14 protein-coding genes are annotated in these 15619 nt (G+C 68.6%); 3 read left to right on the plus strand and 11 right to left on the minus strand.

Going from position 1 to position 15619, the window contains the following annotated elements; translation table 11 throughout:
* Positions 1-152 precede the first annotated feature (152 nt).
* Positions 153-1520, plus strand: a complete 1368-nt coding sequence (locus ACWGSK_RS08670) for a DUF222 domain-containing protein (protein ID WP_452455539.1) — start codon at positions 153-155, stop codon at positions 1518-1520.
* A 902-nt stretch (positions 1521-2422) separates the two neighbouring features.
* Here ACWGSK_RS08670 and ACWGSK_RS08675 read toward each other — a convergent pair.
* Positions 2423-3337 (minus strand): alpha/beta hydrolase family protein, encoded by a 915-nt coding sequence (locus ACWGSK_RS08675; protein WP_358513507.1) that lies wholly within the window; start codon positions 3335-3337, stop codon positions 2423-2425.
* Between the two features lie 97 nt (positions 3338-3434).
* On the opposite strand from ACWGSK_RS08675, the gene ACWGSK_RS08680 reads away from it, so the two are divergent.
* Both ACWGSK_RS08680 and ACWGSK_RS08685 read left to right on the plus strand, forming a co-directional pair.
* A complete protein-coding gene (locus ACWGSK_RS08680; protein ID WP_358513505.1) occupies positions 3435-4004 on the plus strand; it encodes a TetR/AcrR family transcriptional regulator in 570 nt (189 codons plus the stop codon).
* A gap of 127 nt (positions 4005-4131) precedes the next feature.
* The gene (locus tag ACWGSK_RS08685; RefSeq protein ID WP_358513503.1) at positions 4132-5595 is read left to right on the plus strand and encodes a SulP family inorganic anion transporter; all 1464 of its coding nucleotides are present in this window, start codon (positions 4132-4134) and stop codon (positions 5593-5595) included.
* Positions 5596-5628: 33 nt separating this feature from the next.
* On the opposite strand, the gene ACWGSK_RS08690 is transcribed toward ACWGSK_RS08685, so the two are convergent.
* The 10 genes from ACWGSK_RS08690 to ACWGSK_RS08735 form a co-directional block, all read right to left on the minus strand.
* Positions 5629-5961, minus strand: a complete 333-nt coding sequence (locus ACWGSK_RS08690) for a hypothetical protein (protein WP_452455540.1) — start codon at positions 5959-5961, stop codon at positions 5629-5631.
* 122 nt (positions 5962-6083) lie between these two features.
* A complete protein-coding gene (locus ACWGSK_RS08695) occupies positions 6084-7313 on the minus strand; it encodes a vWA domain-containing protein (protein WP_452455541.1) in 1230 nt (409 codons plus the stop codon).
* Positions 7297-8112: an SRPBCC family protein gene (locus ACWGSK_RS08700; protein ID WP_358513497.1), complete on the minus strand. Its 816-nt coding sequence runs from the start codon at positions 8110-8112 to the stop codon at positions 7297-7299. Before ACWGSK_RS08700 ends, ACWGSK_RS08695 begins: the two co-directional genes overlap by 17 nt.
* Positions 8109-8987, minus strand: coding sequence for an AAA family ATPase (locus ACWGSK_RS08705; protein WP_452455542.1), 879 nt, complete (start codon positions 8985-8987; stop codon positions 8109-8111). The genes ACWGSK_RS08700 and ACWGSK_RS08705 overlap by 4 nt, the downstream gene beginning before the upstream one ends.
* Positions 8988-9890 carry an XdhC family protein gene (locus tag ACWGSK_RS08710; RefSeq protein ID WP_452455696.1) on the minus strand — a complete coding sequence of 301 codons (903 nt, stop codon included), beginning with the start codon at positions 9888-9890 and terminating at the stop codon, positions 8988-8990.
* 34 nt (positions 9891-9924) lie between these two features.
* Positions 9925-12303, minus strand: a complete 2379-nt coding sequence (locus ACWGSK_RS08715; RefSeq protein ID WP_358513493.1) for an aerobic carbon-monoxide dehydrogenase large subunit — start codon at positions 12301-12303, stop codon at positions 9925-9927.
* Positions 12300-12803: a (2Fe-2S)-binding protein gene (locus ACWGSK_RS08720; RefSeq protein WP_452455543.1), complete on the minus strand. Its 504-nt coding sequence runs from the start codon at positions 12801-12803 to the stop codon at positions 12300-12302. The genes ACWGSK_RS08715 and ACWGSK_RS08720 overlap by 4 nt, the downstream gene beginning before the upstream one ends.
* A gap of 2 nt (positions 12804-12805) precedes the next feature.
* The gene (locus ACWGSK_RS08725) at positions 12806-13678 is read right to left on the minus strand and encodes an FAD binding domain-containing protein (RefSeq protein WP_358513489.1); all 873 of its coding nucleotides are present in this window, start codon (positions 13676-13678) and stop codon (positions 12806-12808) included.
* Between the two features lie 192 nt (positions 13679-13870).
* A complete protein-coding gene (locus ACWGSK_RS08730) occupies positions 13871-14185 on the minus strand; it encodes a hypothetical protein (RefSeq protein WP_358513487.1) in 315 nt (104 codons plus the stop codon).
* Between the two features lie 110 nt (positions 14186-14295).
* On the minus strand, positions 14296-15510 hold the full coding sequence (locus tag ACWGSK_RS08735) for an acyl-CoA dehydrogenase family protein (protein ID WP_452455544.1): 1215 nt from the start codon (positions 15508-15510) through the stop codon (positions 14296-14298).
* Positions 15511-15619: the final 109 nt, after the last annotated feature.

Below are 15619 nucleotides of genomic sequence, written 5' to 3' on the forward strand. Positions count from 1 at the left end.
TGATAGGTGGATCCGGTCATAGGGGAAGGGGTTGTGGATAACCCAGAATGGCCACCCCATCTATGGTAGGCACATTCACCGACATGGAAATAGGTTGAATATACCCGCCGGTAAGCCTGCCATTTTCTGGGGTGTTCTCATATAATCAGAGTATGAGCTTTCCTCCCCACGCACCGCGCCCGACCGGGAACACCCCGGTCGATCAGGCGATGGCGGGTGCGCGGGAGATGGCGGTGGAATTCTCTGGCCGGGATATCCCGTTCGGGTGTGAAGCCGATGTGCTCGCCCAGTTTCGCCGGCTCAATGGGGAAGTCGACCGGATCCGCTATGGGATGCTGCCCGCCCTGGCCCGTATGGAGGCCACCGGTGTCCTGTTGGAAGAAGGCGGACAGCGCAGCATCCAGGCGTGGATCACCCACCAGTGGGGGACCTCTCCGGCCGAGGCCAAGAGCCTTGCCACCCTCGCCCGAGCGTTGCATCAGCAGCAGCTCTCCCTGCTGGAAGAAGCCTTCCAAACCAGCGCCCTGTCCTTGGGTGAAGCGTGCGCCATCGCGACCTCCACCGAAAAGGCCACCACCGAGTGGGCGAAGGTCCTCGAAACAGCGGATGAGGAATTCCGTGCCCAGCACCCTTCGGTGGAGGGGTTTCGGGCCCGGTTGGAATTCGGGCTGATCGCCTATAAGCAGGAGTGCCCGCAGGCTTCGGTGCGCCAGTTGCGGGACGCGGCGAAATGGTTCGTCGCCCGCCTGGACCCGGATAAGGCCGACCGGGACTACGATGAAACGTTCGAGAACCGGGGCGCGCAATTCTCGCCCACGTTCGAGTCCGGGTTTCTGTTGCGGATGTGGGGGCCGGGGGCCGATAACGAGCTGATCCAGGCCGCCCTGCAGGCTTACACCGAGCCGTATGGGCCGGAGAACGCCGCCGTGGCGAAGCATCAGCACACCTATGACGCGATGATGCGGATCTTCGAGACCGCTCTGGGCCACCGGGGTTGCTCCAGCCTGAGCCGCCAACCGTTGGCGACCCTGAACATCACCGTGCCGCTGAAGCGGTTCCTGGGTGATGGGTCGGCTGAGCCGGCCGTCACGGAGGATGGTGTGGTGTTGCCTGATCAGATGGTGGCCCGCCTGGCCCCCGAGAGTTGGTTGCGCCGGTTCGTGACCGATGCCCAGGGTCGGACTCTGTTGGATGTGGGGCGCAAGCAGCGGTGTGCTCCGGAGCCGGTGCGTCAGGTGGCGGGGTTCAAGAAGTCCTACTGTGAGTGGCACGAGGGTTGTGATGTGCCGCGTAGCTGGTCGCAGTACGACCACATCGTTCCGTTCTCCCACGGCGGGGCCACGAGCGCGGACAACATGCAGATCTTGTGCTCGACCCACAACAGGCTCAAGCACCGGCTCCAGGCCAAGGTGAACCGGCAGATCTGGGAACACCACCACGCCCAGAACCGCCAAGAAGCGGGAAAGGAAGCCGGGTCCGGGGATGGGGAGGGGGAGCCAGCCCCAGCCACCGCCCCCTAACCACCGCGTACTTCCACCACCCGTTTCCGCCAGGTGGAACACCACCCCGGCGAGACCCCCGCTGTGACCACCCCGAGTGGGTGTCAGACCCCAAGGGCCCCATGCCCTGTGGGGATATCCCCATGCCCAGGGGCAGAAACACCGCGCCCCCGCCCAGAGCCACATTCCGGGACCGGAGTGGCTCCCGTTGGGGGTGTCGGCACCACTTCCACCCCCGGTACCGGCTCCCGCCCCGGGTACCGGCCCACCGGCACCATCAACCTCGTGTTGTCTCTCCACCATGATGATCTTGTCCGTAGCGCCATGTTGGGCGCCCAACATGGCGCTACGAGCAAGATCATCGCTGAGAAGACCAGGGCCGGCCACCGCGAGGACGCGGCCCGGGCCCGCCCCGTGCCTGGCCTGTAGCGGGTACTTCGTGACCGGACCCGTCACGTAGTGGCGACGCGGCCCACGAGGACACCAGGCGGAGGGGAAGGAATCCGGCCGGCCACGGCCGGACCGGGCGAAGCCCGGGGCCCTTGGGACCTCAACCACTCTCCCCCCTTCCCCGATAGCCGCCAAACCGCCGCCCGTGCCGTACGGGTCAAGGCCACCCACCACAGCGCCACAGAACCCGACATCGCCTTGACGCGTGCGGTGCGGGCGGCAACAATCACGCGGCGGGGAAGGAGGGAGAACCCACCCCCACCCCGCCCAACCACCCCAAGAGCCAGAAACCCGAGGCGCCCCACCAACCACCCACACAACGCCCAACAACCCCAAGACTCTCAATCCGAGGCTCACCCACCTCAGATGCAGGACCGTTCACCTGGCCGAGGTTCGTCAACCGGCAGACTCTCTGTGCTCCCTTCTGCTCCTCCCGTTCCTTCCCGGTCCTTCCCCTCCCGTCCCGTTCCTTCCTATTCCTTGCTCTCGACCTGGTAGGCGTCGTGTCCTGTGGCAGCGTCATCGATGAGTTTCTTCCAAGGTGCGGGGTCGAGGCCCAATGCGTCGAGGAGGTAGCCGGCGGCGGCGTCCGCTACCAGTGCGACGCGGGCCGGGTCCTCGTCGGTGGTCTCGGCGACCGCCTCTCCGGCGATGCCGCCGAGGGTGTGCTCGCCGTCGGTGATGGTGAGCAATCTCTTGGGGGCGGGGGAGAGGCTGTAAGCGTCGGTGAACCAGTCCGGCCCCCGGGTGGACATCGCCGACTGGTCCTTGTCCCCGGCGATGACGAGCGCCGGCGCGGTCATGGTGGAGTAGTCCGGCCGCATGAACGGCAGGTGCTCGGCGGCGAACGGGGTGAGGGTGTCTCCGGTGCCGGTCGCCGTGATGAGCACGCCGGCCTTGACCCCCGGGTGGGTGAAGCCCTCTCCGGGGTTACCGTCGGAGTCGAACACGCGGGCACCGAGCAGGGTGCCGACCGTCTGGGCGCCCCAGGAGTGCCCGACGACGGTCACACGGTCGAGGCGAGCCCGGGTGTTCAGTTCCCCGGCGCGGGCCAGGACACCGCCGAGGTCATCGATGATGGCGTGCAGGTCGGTGATCCGGGTCCGCCAGATGGTGCCGAACCTGGGGTCGTCGAACCCGATGCCGTGTCGACGGGAATCGAGGTGGGTCGGCTGCACGACGACGAAACCCGCCGCCGCCCAGCGGTCGACGAGTGGCGCGTAGCCATCCATCGACCAGGCGTTGCCGTGCGAGAACACGATGATGGGAAGGTCCTCACCGGTCGCGGGTGCGGTGACCTTCACCCGCAGCTCGATGTCTCGGTCGGGCGCGGGGACGATGATGGGCCTGACCGTGATGAGCTGCTGTTCGGACGGGTTGATAGGCATAGGAGTGCTCTCTTTCGAGGGTGCGGTCCTGCCAGACTTGGCGGAACATTGTTCCGTCAATTTAGCGGAACATGGTTCCGCGAGCAAGGGGAGAGAAGTGACCGAGCCGATCGGCGTGCGAGCGGCGGGAGCGCAACGCACCCGCAAGACCCTCTTGGCGGCCGCGGCGGCCGTATTCGTGGAGCAAGGGGTGAACGCGCCCATCCGTGACATCGCCGGCCGTGCCGGGGTCGGAGTGGGCACCGTCTACCGTCACTTTCCGAACCGGGCGGAACTGGTCATCGCCGTGTACCGGCACCAGATCGAAGAATGTGCCGCGCTGGCCCCACGACTCCTGGGAGAGTCGATCGCCCCGAACGAGGCGCTCTCGCGTTGGGTCGACGCGTTCGTGGAGTTCCTCGTGACCAAGCACGGGCTGGGCGCGGCGCTACAGTCCGATGACGCCGGCCTCCAAGGCCTACATGCCCTCATGCTCGATGAGCTCGTCCCGGCCTGCGGATCACTGATCGACGCGGGAGTCGCGGCGGGCGAGATCGATCCGGACGTCGCCCCGTACACGCTCATGCGCGCGATCGGGAACCTGTGCGTCCTCGGCCCCGGTTATGGAGGGGAGGACGCCCGAACCATGGTGGCCCGCCTACTCGTCGGATGCCGCAGCGCCGACTGAAACAGGCGATATTTCCTCGTGCGCGTAAATGGCATTTTCCTGAATCGCGTGCCTATTTCTCGATGATGGCGCCGGTGGCGATACTTCTCACATAAAAGGGCCCATGGTCCTGGCATAGGGTTGTGCGGTGACCGAATCTCCCACGGCTTTCCAGGTCCTTCGTCGACCGCGCCTTCTCACCACCGAAGTACTCGCCGGCATCGTGACGACCCTCGCGCTCATCCCCGAGGTGATCGCGTTCTCGGTGATCGCGGGCGTCGACCCGAAGGTCAGCCTCATGGCCTCCGTCGTGCTGGCCGTGTCGATGTCGATCCTGGGCGGACGGCCCGCCATGATCACGGCGGCCGCCGGCGCCGTCGCCCTGGTGGTCGCGCCGCTCGTACACGAGCACGGTGCCGAGTACCTGCTGCCGACAGTGATCCTCGCCGGCCTCGTGCAGATCCTGTTCGGCGTCACCGGCCTGGCCCGGCTCATGCGCTTCATCCCGAGGTCGGTCATGATCGGCTTCGTCAACGCCTTGGGCATCCTCATCTTCGCCGCCCAGCTGCCGCACGTGATCGGCGTTCCGTGGCTCGTCTACCCGATGTTCGCGCTCACGCTCCTCATCGTGATCGGCCTGCCGCGACTCACGAAGGCGGTGCCCGCACCACTCGTGGCGATCATCGTCGTCACCTCGATCGCGATGGTCGCCCACATGACCATTCCGACCGTGGGAGACCAGGGGGCCGTCGGCGGTGGGCTGCCCGGAATGACCCCGCTGCTGGTGCCGCTCAACCTCGAAACGCTGCGCATCATCGGGCCGACGGTGCTCAGCGTCGCCTTCGTCGGTCTCATGGAGACCCTGCTCACGGCCAAACTCGTGGATGACATCACCGACACCAAGTCCGACAAGGGCCGTGAGTCGTGGGCGCTCGGTGTCGCGAACATCCTCGCCGGCTTCTGGGGTGGCATCGCCGGTTGCGCCATGATCGGCCAGACCGTAGTGAACGTGAAGCTCGGCCGCGCCCGTACCCGCATCTCCACGTTCATCGCCGGGGTCATGCTCTTGGCCCTGGTCACCGTGCTTTCGGACGTCATGGAGCAGATCCCCATGGTGGCCCTGGCCGCCGTGATGATGGTCGTGGCCATTTCCACCATCGACTTCCACAGCGTGCGGCCCTCGACACTCAAGCGGATGCCACGCTCGGAGACGAGCGTCATGCTCGTCACCGTCGCGGTCGTGGTGGCGACGGACAACCTCGCCATCGGTGTCGGCGTGGGCGTGCTGCTCGCGATGGTGCTGTTCGCGCGCCGGGTCGCGCACGTGGTCACCGTCGAGCGCGTCGTGGAGGCGGAGTCGGTCGTCTACACCGTGCACGGTCCCCTGTTCTTCGGCAGCAGCAATGACCTGGTCGAACAGTTCTCCTACGCGGAGGATCCGGAGTCGGTCACCGTCGACTTCTCGGCGGCACAGATCTGGGACGCCTCGACGGTCGCCGCCCTTGATTCGGTGCAGGCCAAGTACGCCGATCACGGCATCGACGTGCACTTCACCGGACTGGACGAGAACTCGACCCACTTCCACAGCCGCCTCACCGGAACACTCGGCTGAGCCGAGCCGGCACCTTCCGGTCAGGCGTGCTCGTCAGGGTGGGGGAGAGGAAAAGGTTTCTACCTTCACGTTTGTGAAATCACCCTCTTTCAGGTCGGATTTTTGAATGAACCAGAAGTGGATCATGGTGAATTCAGGAAAGTAACCCAAATGGTGCTGGGCCTGGGCCAAGAGGAGCCACTCTCCGCCCTTCTCGTCCGGTGGAGTGTTGGGGTGGGGTGGGTCCTGGGGAGAAAAGGCGTGTCCACCCAGGGTGAGGTCGTATCTCCACATCTCATGACCCTGCTGGTAATAATCCAGATCGTGTTCTCTGTACAGCCGACTCATTTCCGGGTCGGCGGCGATGAACGCTTCGTCGTAGCTCATCGGCATGTCCCAGGATCGCCGAGCGTATATGGGGTGCGGCTCCGTATAGGGAGACGGATCGTACCCTTCTTCGTCATACCGAAAAACTCGCTCTACAGTGGCGGTACCTGCCGGAACATGGATCACGCGGCCTTCGCTGTTGTCCTCCTCGTGGCGGTTTCGGCGGCCACCGCTTCGATGACGTCGCGCAGGGCCGTGAAGCCGTGCGCGGGCAGTAGCGCGTCGCAGTGGGGCAGGGCCGCGGACATGCCGCCCGTGGACGGGGTGAACCCGTGAGCCGCGGCCCTGGGGTTGGCCCACACGATCCGGTGGGCGCGGCGACGCAGTCGTGTCATGGCCGCCGTCATCGCCTCGGGTGAATCGCTGTCCCATCCGTCGGAGAGCACCACCACGACCGCGCCGCGCAGCAGGGCGCCGTGGCGGGAGGCGAGCAGTTCCCGCAGGCTCGCGGCGATCCGGGTGCCGCCGAACCGGTCCGTCACCGCTTCGGTCACCTTGGCCACCGCCTCGTCCACGGTGCCTCGGCGCAGCAGCGGCGTCAGGCGGGTGGTCCGGGTTCCGAAGGCGAAGGTCTCGGTCTCCAACAGTGAGGTGAGGGCGCGCGCCAGATGCAGGTGCGCGGCGGCCTGGGCGCGCATGGACCCGCTGACGTCGCACAGCACCACTACGCGGCGCGGCCGTTTCTCGGGACGTTCGCGCACCAGGGTGAGGGGTTCCCAGCCGGTGCGCCGGGCCCGCGTCAGGGTGGCCCGCAGCGACACCTTCCCCCCGGTGCGTCCTCGGGCCCGCCTGCGGGTGCGTCGACGGGGAGGGTCGGGTCGCAGTGTCGCCAGCCACTCGCCCAACAGCGTGATCTCCGCGTCGGAGAGCCGCTCGAAGGGTTCCTCGGCCCGGGCCTCCAGGTCGCTGGGCGAGAGTTCGGGCAGCTCGTGGGTCTCCTCGTCCTCGGATTCCCCCGAGGGCGACAGGGTCGCCCAGGGCAGCCCACCCGAAGCCTCCCCCTCGGGTTCGTCGCCGCTGTCGGAGGTGCCGGGGGAGTCGTCGCGCACCCGCGGGGAGGACGGGGCCGGGATGGTCTCCGTGCCCGACATCCCTCCCTCGAAGGATTCGGCGAACACGGCGTCGAAGCGCGCCAGGTCCTCCGACCGCCGCACCAGGCACACCCGGGCCGTCCAGTACAGCTCCCCTGTGTCGTCGGGAAGCCGCACGGCCAGCGCACGCGCCAAGGTGCCCGCGGCGTCCAGGTCCACCCGGGCCCCGCGGGTGCGCAGACGCTCGGTGAAGGCGATCGCGAACGCCGCCCGGTCCACCCCCGGCAGTGGGGAGGCGGCGGACTCAGCCGAAGACGGCATAGCCGATGAGGAATCCCGCCGCAAGCGCCACCACCACGGCGATCGCCGGCCACAGCAGCCTGCCGCCACCGGAGACCGCCATCAGGTCCACCGGTTCGGCCTCGGGCCCGTCGATGGTCCGCTTGGTCGGCGCGGTCGGAACCGTCGAAGCGGGCTCGGCGCCGCCGTCGCTCTCGTTCCTCTCGTCGGACAAGGGTCCGCTGCCGGCCATCTGGTCACCGCCGGACATGTGCGCGCCCCCGCTCATGTGGCCGCCACCCGACATGTGGGCACCGCCGGACATGTGCGAGGTCGATCCCGTTCCCTCGCCGGCCTGGTCCTTGTCTTCCGTCATGTCTTCAGCCTCCGTGGTGTCGGGGGCGGCGAGCCTTTCCTCCGCCCTCTCCACGAACTGCCCCAGCAGGCGCTCCGAAACGTCCTTGATCATTCCGCCGCCCAACTGGGCGAGCTTTCCGGTGATCTTCAGGTCGGTCTCGACGGTCACGTCGGTGCGCCCGTCGGCCTCCGCCAGACGGACCGTGACCGTCGCCGCGGCGTTGCCCGCGCCCCGGTCGGCCCGCCCGGAGGCCTCCACGACCGCGCGGTGCGCCTCGTCGTCGCGTTCCACGAACCGGGCCGTGCCCTTGTAAGCGGCCACCACCGGCCCGACCCTCACCTTCACCTTCCCGGAGTAGACCTCGTCCTCCACGCCGGTCAGCTGCGCGCCCGGCATGCACGGAGCGAGCTCCTCCACGTCGGTGAACAGCTGCCACACCCGTTCGATGGGTGCGTCGACGGTGAACTCGTTGTCGATCCTCATGTGGTCGTCTCCGCTCGGGGCCTGGTCGGGGGTAGTGCCGCGACCACGGTTTCGTGGTCGTCGGGGGTCTTGACGAGTGCGGACAGGGTGCGAACGACGTCGTCGCGGACCAGGTCGGTCACTCCCAGGGCGCCCAGGGCCGAGACCCAGTCGATGGTCTCGGCCATCCCGGGCGCCTTGTCCAGTTCGAGTTCGCGGACCCGGCCCACGAACTCGGTCGCGGACGCCACCAGGGCGGCGTTCGCCCCGGGGACCCGTCGGCGCAGGATGGCCGCGGCCCTCTCGGGCTCGGGGTAGGTGATCCAGTGGTAGAGGCAGCGCCGCCGCAACGCGTCGTGCAGGTCGCGGCTGCGGTTGGAGGTGAGCACCACCAGGGGCGCCCGCTTGGCGGTGAAGGTGCCCAGCTCGGGCACGGTCACCGACGCCTCGCCCAGGAACTCCAACAGCAGCGCCTCGAACTCGTCGTCGGCGCGGTCCACCTCGTCGATCAGCAGCACCGGCGGCACCGACCCCCGGTGGCGGACCGCCCGCAGGATCGGCCGGTCCAATAGGAACCGTTCGGTGAACAGGTCGTCGTCGGACAACCGCTCCCCGCGCGACTCGGCGAGCCGGACCGCGAGCAGTTGCCGCTGGTGGTTCCACTCGTAGAGGGCCTCACCGGCGGTCAGCCCCTCATAGCACTGCAATCGGATCAACGGTGTGTCCAGGACCCGGGCGAGGGCCTTGGCCACGGCGGTCTTGCCGACCCCGGGCTCCCCCTCCAACAACAGGGGGCGCCCCAGGGTCATCGCCAGCCACAGGGCGGTGGCGGTGCCCTCGTCCACCAGGTGGTCCTGGGAGTCCAGCCGCCACCGGACATCCTCGGCGTCGAGCATCTAGCCCTCCGCCGCCTTGCGGTCCCGGCAGCCCGGGCAGCAGAACCACACGTCCTGGCCGTCGACCTCCAGGTGGGGGGTGGTGGGTCCCACGGTGACGGTCATCCCGCACACCGGGTCCACCGCCGTGACCGGGGCCGAGGTCCGCGTCGTCTCCTCGGAGGCCGGGGCCTGCGGGGCGGTCAGCCCGTTCACCCGGACCTCCCGCACGAGCTGGGCCAGGATCGACAGCGCGATCTCCGACGGGGTGCTCGCCCCGATGTCCAACCCGACCGGCGCGTGCACCCGACCGCGTTGGCAGTGGCTCGGCTCCAGGGAGTCCAGCACCGCGGCGCCGCGCTTGCGTGAGGCCACCAGCCCCACGAAGCCCACCCCGGCGTCCAGGGCGGCGCGGATCACCGCGGCCTCGTCACCGCCGTGACTGGCCACCACCACGGCAGTGGCCCCCGCCACCACCTCGGTACCGGCCCCCGACTCCACGACGAACCCCAGGGGCGGGGCCATCTCGCGCAGCGCCGACACGATGGGGGAGTCGCCCACGACCCCCACCACCGGATCCGGCAGCCGCGGCTGGAGGAAGATCTCCAACGCGCCCCCGGACAGGCACGGGTTCACCACCACGTGCGCGCCGGGGGTCTCCGGGAAGGGCTCGCCCTTACCCGGCAACACCCGCAGCAGCACACTGCGTCGGTCGCGGATCGCGCCCAAGGCGGCCTCGCGCACCGAACCCTGGGCGCACTGTCCACCCACGAACCCCTCGATGGAACCGTCCTGGAGGACGATCGCGCCGTCCCCCGGTCGAACCGAGGCGGGCACCTGCGCCCGCACCACGGTCGCCTCGACGAACGGCACCCTGCCGGCGAGCAGCTCACGGCCGCGCCCGGACACGTCAACGGCGACCATCACGTGGCCCCCTTTCCTGTCTTCTTCCCACGCCTCAGAACGAGGGCTCGGCCCGACCGTTCATGGCGTCCCACACCCGGGAGGGGGTGAGTGGCATGTCGGCGTGGCGCACACCGAACGGCTTCAGCGCGTCCACGACCGCGTTGACCACCGCCGGCGGCGAACCCACGGTCGCGGACTCGCCCACGCCCTTGGCGCCGATCGGATGGTGCGGCGACGGCGTGACCGTGTACCCGGTCTCCCAGTCGGGGACCTCCATCGCGGTGGGCAGCAGGTAGTCCATGAAGGAGCCGCCCAGGCAGTTGCCGTCCTCGTCGAAGGAGATCATCTCCATCAAGGCCATCCCGACCCCGTCGGTCAGACCACCGTGCACCTGGCCCTCGATGATCATCGGGTTGATGCGGGTGCCGCAGTCGTCGACCGCGATGAACCGGCGCACCTTGACCTGCGCGGTGCCCGGGTCGATGTCCACGACGCAGATGTAGGCGCCGTGCGGGTAGGTGAGGTTCTCGGGGTTGTAGCAGACCTGTGCCTCCAGGCCGCCCTCGATCCCGTCGGGCAGGTCACCGGCGCCGTGGGCGCGCAGCGCGATCTCCTGGATGGTGACAGAACGCTCCGGGTCGCCCTTGACGGAGAACGCGCCCTTGGTCCACTCCAGGTCGGCGACCGAGGCCTCCAACATGCCCGAGGCGATGATCCGCGCCTTGTCGCGCACCTTGCGCGCGACCATGGCGGCGGCCGCCCCTGATACCGGGGTGGACCGACTGCCGTAGGTGCCGAGCCCGAACGGGGTGTTGTCGGTGTCGCCGTGCACGACGTCGATGTCGTCGGGCGCGATGCCGATCTCCTCGGCGACGATCTGCGCGAACGTCGTCTCGTGGCCCTGGCCCTGGGACTGCACCGACAGCCGCACCACGGCCTTGCCGGTGGGGTGGACGCGCAGTTCACAGCCATCGGCCATGCCCAGGCCGAGAATGTCCATGTTCTTGCGCGGACCGGCGCCGACGGCCTCGGTGAAGAAGGACAGCCCGATGCCCATCAGCTCGCCCCGGGCGCGCTTCTCGGCCTGTTCCGCGCGCAACTCGTCATAGCCGGCGATACGCATCGCCTCGCGCAGGGTGGGCTCGTAGTCGCCGGAGTCGTACACCCAGCCGGTCTTGGTGGTGTACGGGAACTGGTCCGGCCGGATCAGGTTCTGGGACCGCAGCTCCGCCGGGTCGGCCTCCAGCTCGTAGGCCAGGCAGTCCACCAGGCGTTCGACCAGGTACACGGCCTCGGTGATCCGGAAGGAACACGCGTAGGCGACGCCACCCGGCGCCTTGTTCGTGTACACCGCCGTCATCTTGGCGTGCGCGGCCTCGATGTCGTAGCTGCCGGTGAACACCCCGAAGAAGCCCGCCGGGTACTTGGTCGGCGCGGCCTGGGCGTTGAACGCGCCGTGGTCGGCGAGCACGTTCGTGCGGATTCCCAGGATGCGGCCGTCATGGGTGGCGGCGATCTCCCCTCGCATGATGTAGTCGCGGGCGAAACCGGTGCTGATGAGGTTCTCGGACCGGTCCTCCATCCACTTGACCGGCTTGCCGACCACCAACGACGCCACGATCGCGCACACGTACCCCGGGTAGATCGGCACCTTGTTGCCGAACCCGCCGCCGATGTCGGGGGAGATCACCCGGATCTTGTGCTCGGGCAGCCCCGCCACCATCGCGTACAGGGTGCGGTGGGCGTGCGGCGCCTGGGTGGTGGACCACAGTGTCAGCCGGCCCTCCACCGAGTCGTAGTCGGCGACGGCGCCGCAGGTCTCCATGGGGGAGGGGTGCACGCGCGGGTACACGATGTCCTCGGTGACCACCACGTCGGCCTTGGCGAACACCGCCTCCGTCGCGGCCTCATCACCCGTCTCCCAATCGAAGACGTGGTTGTCGGCCTTGCCCTCCAGGTCGTCGCGGATGACCGGGGAGCCCTCGGCCAGGGCGTTGCGCGCGTTCACGACCGGGTCGAGCAGGTCGTACTCGACGTCGATGAGCTCCAGGGCGTCACGCGCCGAGTAGTGGTCCTCGGCCACCACGAACGCGACCTCCTGGCCCTGGAAGCGCACCTTGTCGGTGGCCAGGACCGCCTGCACGTCGTTGGACAGGGTCGGCATCCACGCCAGGCCCTTCTCCGCCAACGCCTCGCCGGTCACCACGGCCTTGACCTTGGGGTGTGCCTCGGCGGCGCTGGTGTCCACCGACACGATCCGGGCGTGCGCCACGGGGGAGCGCAGGATCGCCAGGTGCAGCATGCCGGTCAGCTGAACGTCGTCGACGTAGCGTCCGCGCCCGCGCACGAACCGGGGGTCCTCCTTGCGGAGCATCCGGCCGTGGCCGAGGGGCTTGTCGTCGACGGTCTCGTGGTCGTTCAGCGCGGTCATCGGACCTCCTCCTGCGTGGAACCGTGGGCCGGACAGCCCTTCGCCTCGTGTTCGGCCGCCCAACGCACCGAACGCACGATCGTGGCGTATCCGGTGCAGCGGCAGATCTGACCGGAGATCGCCTCGCGGATCTCCTCCTCCGACGGGTCGGGGTTGCGGTCCAGCAGGGCGCGGGAGGTCATCATCATCCCGGGCGTGCAGAACCCGCACTGCAGGCCGTGGCACTCCATGAACCCCTGCTGCACCGGGTCGAGTTCGGCGCCCTTGGCGAGCCCCTCGACGGTGCGGACCTTGCGACCGTCGGCCATCGCCGCGAGCACGGTGCAGGACTTGACGGGTTCGTCGTCCATCCACACCGTGCACGCGCCGCAGTTGCTGGTGTCGCAACCCCAGTGGGTGCCGGTCAGGCTCAGGTGGTCGCGCAGGAAGTGCACCAGCAGGAGCCGGCTCTCGATCTCCCTGCTGACCTCTTCGCCGTTGACGGTCATGGTGACGCGCATGTTCAGGCCCTTCCGGTCCCGGCGACGGCGCGGCGCAGCGTCCGTCGGGTGAGTTCCTTGACGAGGTGGCGCTTGTACTCGGCGCCGCCTCGGCTGTCGGTGGTGGGGTCGCAGGAGGCCGCGGCGACCTCGCCCGCCCGCGTGTACAGCTCCTCGGAGGGGGCCCGACCGCGCAGGGCCTCGGCGATCCCCTCGACGGCCACCGTGTTGGCGCCGACGGCGGTCAGCCCCAGCCGGACGTCGGTGAGGACCCCGCCGTCCAGCCACACGGCGGCGGCGACCGCGGCGACCGCCCAGTCGCCGGCGCGACGCTCGACCTTCTCGAACGCGCTGGACCCGCCAGGCCGGACGGGGAATCGGACCTCGACGAGCATCTCGCCGTGGCCGACGGCCGTCTCGTAGGGGCCGACGTGGAACTCGGCCATGGGGACCAGGCGTTCGCCGTCGGTGCCGCGGATGACGCAGACCGCGTCCAGGGCCCCGCACACGGCGGACAGGTCCTCGGAGGGGTCGGCCTGGCACAGTGAGCCGCCCAGGGTGCCGCGGTTGCGGACCAGGGGGTCGGCGATGACCTTCTCGGCCTCGGCGAAGACGGGGAAGACCTCCGCCAGTTCCGTGGACTCCAGGAGTTCCCGGTGCCTGGTCATCGCCCCGATCCGGACCTCGTCGGCCTCGACCCGGATGTACCCGAGCTCGTCGTGGAGCTCGTTGATGTCGATGAGGTACTCCAGGTCGGTGAGCCGGAGCTTCATCATCGGCAGCAGACTGTGGCCGCCCGCGACCAACCGCGCGGACTCACCCAAACGGTCCAACAGACCGATCGCGTGATCCACGCTGGTCGCGCGTTCGTATTCGAACGGTGCCGGGACCTGCATGCGCACTCCTTCGCATCGTGTGTGAGGCAGTGCACACCGCTTCGTGTTCGGCGGTCAACGGCGACCTAAGGCTTCGCTTAATCAGCGAGGTGGCAGGGGGCGGTGTGAAAGGAGTGCATGATGGGGCGCGGCCGAAAACCCGGTGCGCCGAGCCGGAACATCGTCACCGTCGCCCGCGCGGTCTGAACGACCTCACGTGGGTCGCTGCCCGGGGGGTTCTCCCTCGTCCCTGGGGAAGCGCTCGTCACTCGGTGGGTCCCGTGGCGGATCCTGGGGCGCGTCCTGGGGGCGGTCCCGGTAACCCTCCGCGGGGCCGGAGACGGTGGGCCCCTCACCCCAACCGGTCGGATACGTGCGCCCGTCCGGCTTCTCGTTCCAGTACTCGGGAGAGCGGACGGCCTTCTCCGCCTGACGTTGAACCACGTAGAAGATGCCCAGCACCAGGAAGATGGCGATGACGACCACGGCGATGATGATCAGTGGGACGAACGCGGAGAACGCGGACATCGAACTCACCTCCTTGGTCCGCGCCTACCCGGTCACCCGGGTCCTCACCCATCGACGAGGGGAGGAGGGGCCACCCGGCCCCTCCTCCCCATGTACGGACCGCGCCGTTCCTACCGGACGGGCAGGCCGGTGATGGTGCGGCCGATGATGAGCTTCTGGATCTCGCTGGCACCCTCGAAGATCGTGTAGATCGTGGCGTCGCGGTGCCAACGCTCCACCGGGTACTCGCGGGTGTAGCCGTTGCCGCCCAGGATGCGCAGGGCGTTCTGGGTGACGAAGGTGCCCGTCTCGGAGGCGTAGAGCTTGCTCATGGAACCTTCGGCGTTGTCGAAGTCCTTGCCGTTACGGGCCATCCACGCGGCGCGCCAGACCAGCAGGCGCGCGGCGTCGACGCGGGTGGCCATGTCGGCCAGCAGGAACGCCACGCCCTGGTTGTCACCGATGGGTCTGCCGAACTGCTCGCGCTGGACGGAGTAGTCGCGGGCGTACTCGTAGGCGGCGCGGGCGGTGCCGACCGCCATCGCGCCCACGACGGGACGGGTCGTCTCGAAGGTCTTCATGGCGGCTTGTCCCTTGGAGCGCTTGCCCTCCTTGGCGCGGGCCAGACGCTCGTCGAGCTTGTCCTTGCCGCCCACCAGGCAGGATCCGGGCACGCGCACGTCGTCCAGGACCACCTCGGCGGTGTGCGAGGCGCGGATGCCGTGCTTTTGGAACTTCTGCCCCTGCGACAGCCCCGGGGTGTTCGGCGGGATGATGAAGGACGCCTGCCCGCGCGAGCCCAGTTCGGGTTCGATCGAGGCGATCACGATGTGGACGTCGGCGATGCCGCCGTTGGTGGCCCAGGTCTTGACGCCGTTGAGGACCCACTCGTCCTTGGCCTGATCGTAGACGGCGCGGGTCTTGATGGCGGAGACGTCGGAGCCGGCGTTGGGCTCGGAGGCGCAGAACGCGCCGAGCTTGACGTCGTCGGGGGTGCCGAACATCTGCGGCGCCCACTCACCGACCTGCTCGGGGGTGCCCGTCGCGCTCAGGGAGGCGGCGGCCAGGCCGGTGCCCATGATGGACAGACCGATGCCGGAGTCGCCCCAGAACATCTCCTCGATGGCCACGACCATGCCCAGGCCGCTCTCCTCGAAGGCCTGGGTGGCGAAGAAGTCCAGGGAGTACAGGCCGATCTTGGCGGCCTCCTGGATGATCGGCCAGGGCGTCTCCTCACGCTCGTCCCATTCGGCCCCGGCGGGGCGGATGACGTCCTTGGCGAACCCGTGGGTCCAGTCTCGGACGTCGCTGATCTCTTCGGGGAGTTGGAGCGAGAAGTCGGACATGGGGGTGGCTCCTTGGGGTCGGGCAGGGGTGTTACCGGTGGTTACGCATCTATGTTACCCATGGGTAGCAGTCCGCTTTCCGTTCTGTCCAGCCTTGGGGTCCAGGGGT

Source organism: Nocardiopsis sp. NPDC055551, from assembly GCF_053619415.1.

What these genes read in the sequence shown, in the direction of transcription:
- ACWGSK_RS08670 (WP_452455539.1), top strand. Translation starts at nt 153, where the DNA reads ATGAGCTTTCCTCCCCACGCACCGCGCCCGACCGGGAACACCCCGGTC.
- ACWGSK_RS08675 (WP_358513507.1), bottom strand. Translation starts at nt 3,337, where the DNA reads ATGCCTATCAACCCGTCCGAACAGCAGCTCATCACGGTCAGGCCCATC.
- ACWGSK_RS08690 (WP_452455540.1), bottom strand. Translation starts at nt 5,961, where the DNA reads ATGAGCTACGACGAAGCGTTCATCGCCGCCGACCCGGAAATGAGTCGG.
- ACWGSK_RS08695 (WP_452455541.1), bottom strand. Translation starts at nt 7,313, where the DNA reads ATGCCGTCTTCGGCTGAGTCCGCCGCCTCCCCACTGCCGGGGGTGGAC.
- ACWGSK_RS08700 (WP_358513497.1), bottom strand. Translation starts at nt 8,112, where the DNA reads ATGAGGATCGACAACGAGTTCACCGTCGACGCACCCATCGAACGGGTG.
- ACWGSK_RS08705 (WP_452455542.1), bottom strand. Translation starts at nt 8,987, where the DNA reads ATGCTCGACGCCGAGGATGTCCGGTGGCGGCTGGACTCCCAGGACCAC.
- ACWGSK_RS08710 (WP_452455696.1), bottom strand. Translation starts at nt 9,890, where the DNA reads ATGGTCGCCGTTGACGTGTCCGGGCGCGGCCGTGAGCTGCTCGCCGGC.
- ACWGSK_RS08715 (WP_358513493.1), bottom strand. Translation starts at nt 12,303, where the DNA reads ATGACCGCGCTGAACGACCACGAGACCGTCGACGACAAGCCCCTCGGC.
- ACWGSK_RS08720 (WP_452455543.1), bottom strand. Translation starts at nt 12,803, where the DNA reads ATGCGCGTCACCATGACCGTCAACGGCGAAGAGGTCAGCAGGGAGATC.
- ACWGSK_RS08725 (WP_358513489.1), bottom strand. Translation starts at nt 13,678, where the DNA reads ATGCAGGTCCCGGCACCGTTCGAATACGAACGCGCGACCAGCGTGGAT.
- ACWGSK_RS08730 (WP_358513487.1), bottom strand. Translation starts at nt 14,185, where the DNA reads ATGTCCGCGTTCTCCGCGTTCGTCCCACTGATCATCATCGCCGTGGTC.
- ACWGSK_RS08735 (WP_452455544.1), bottom strand. Translation starts at nt 15,510, where the DNA reads ATGTCCGACTTCTCGCTCCAACTCCCCGAAGAGATCAGCGACGTCCGA.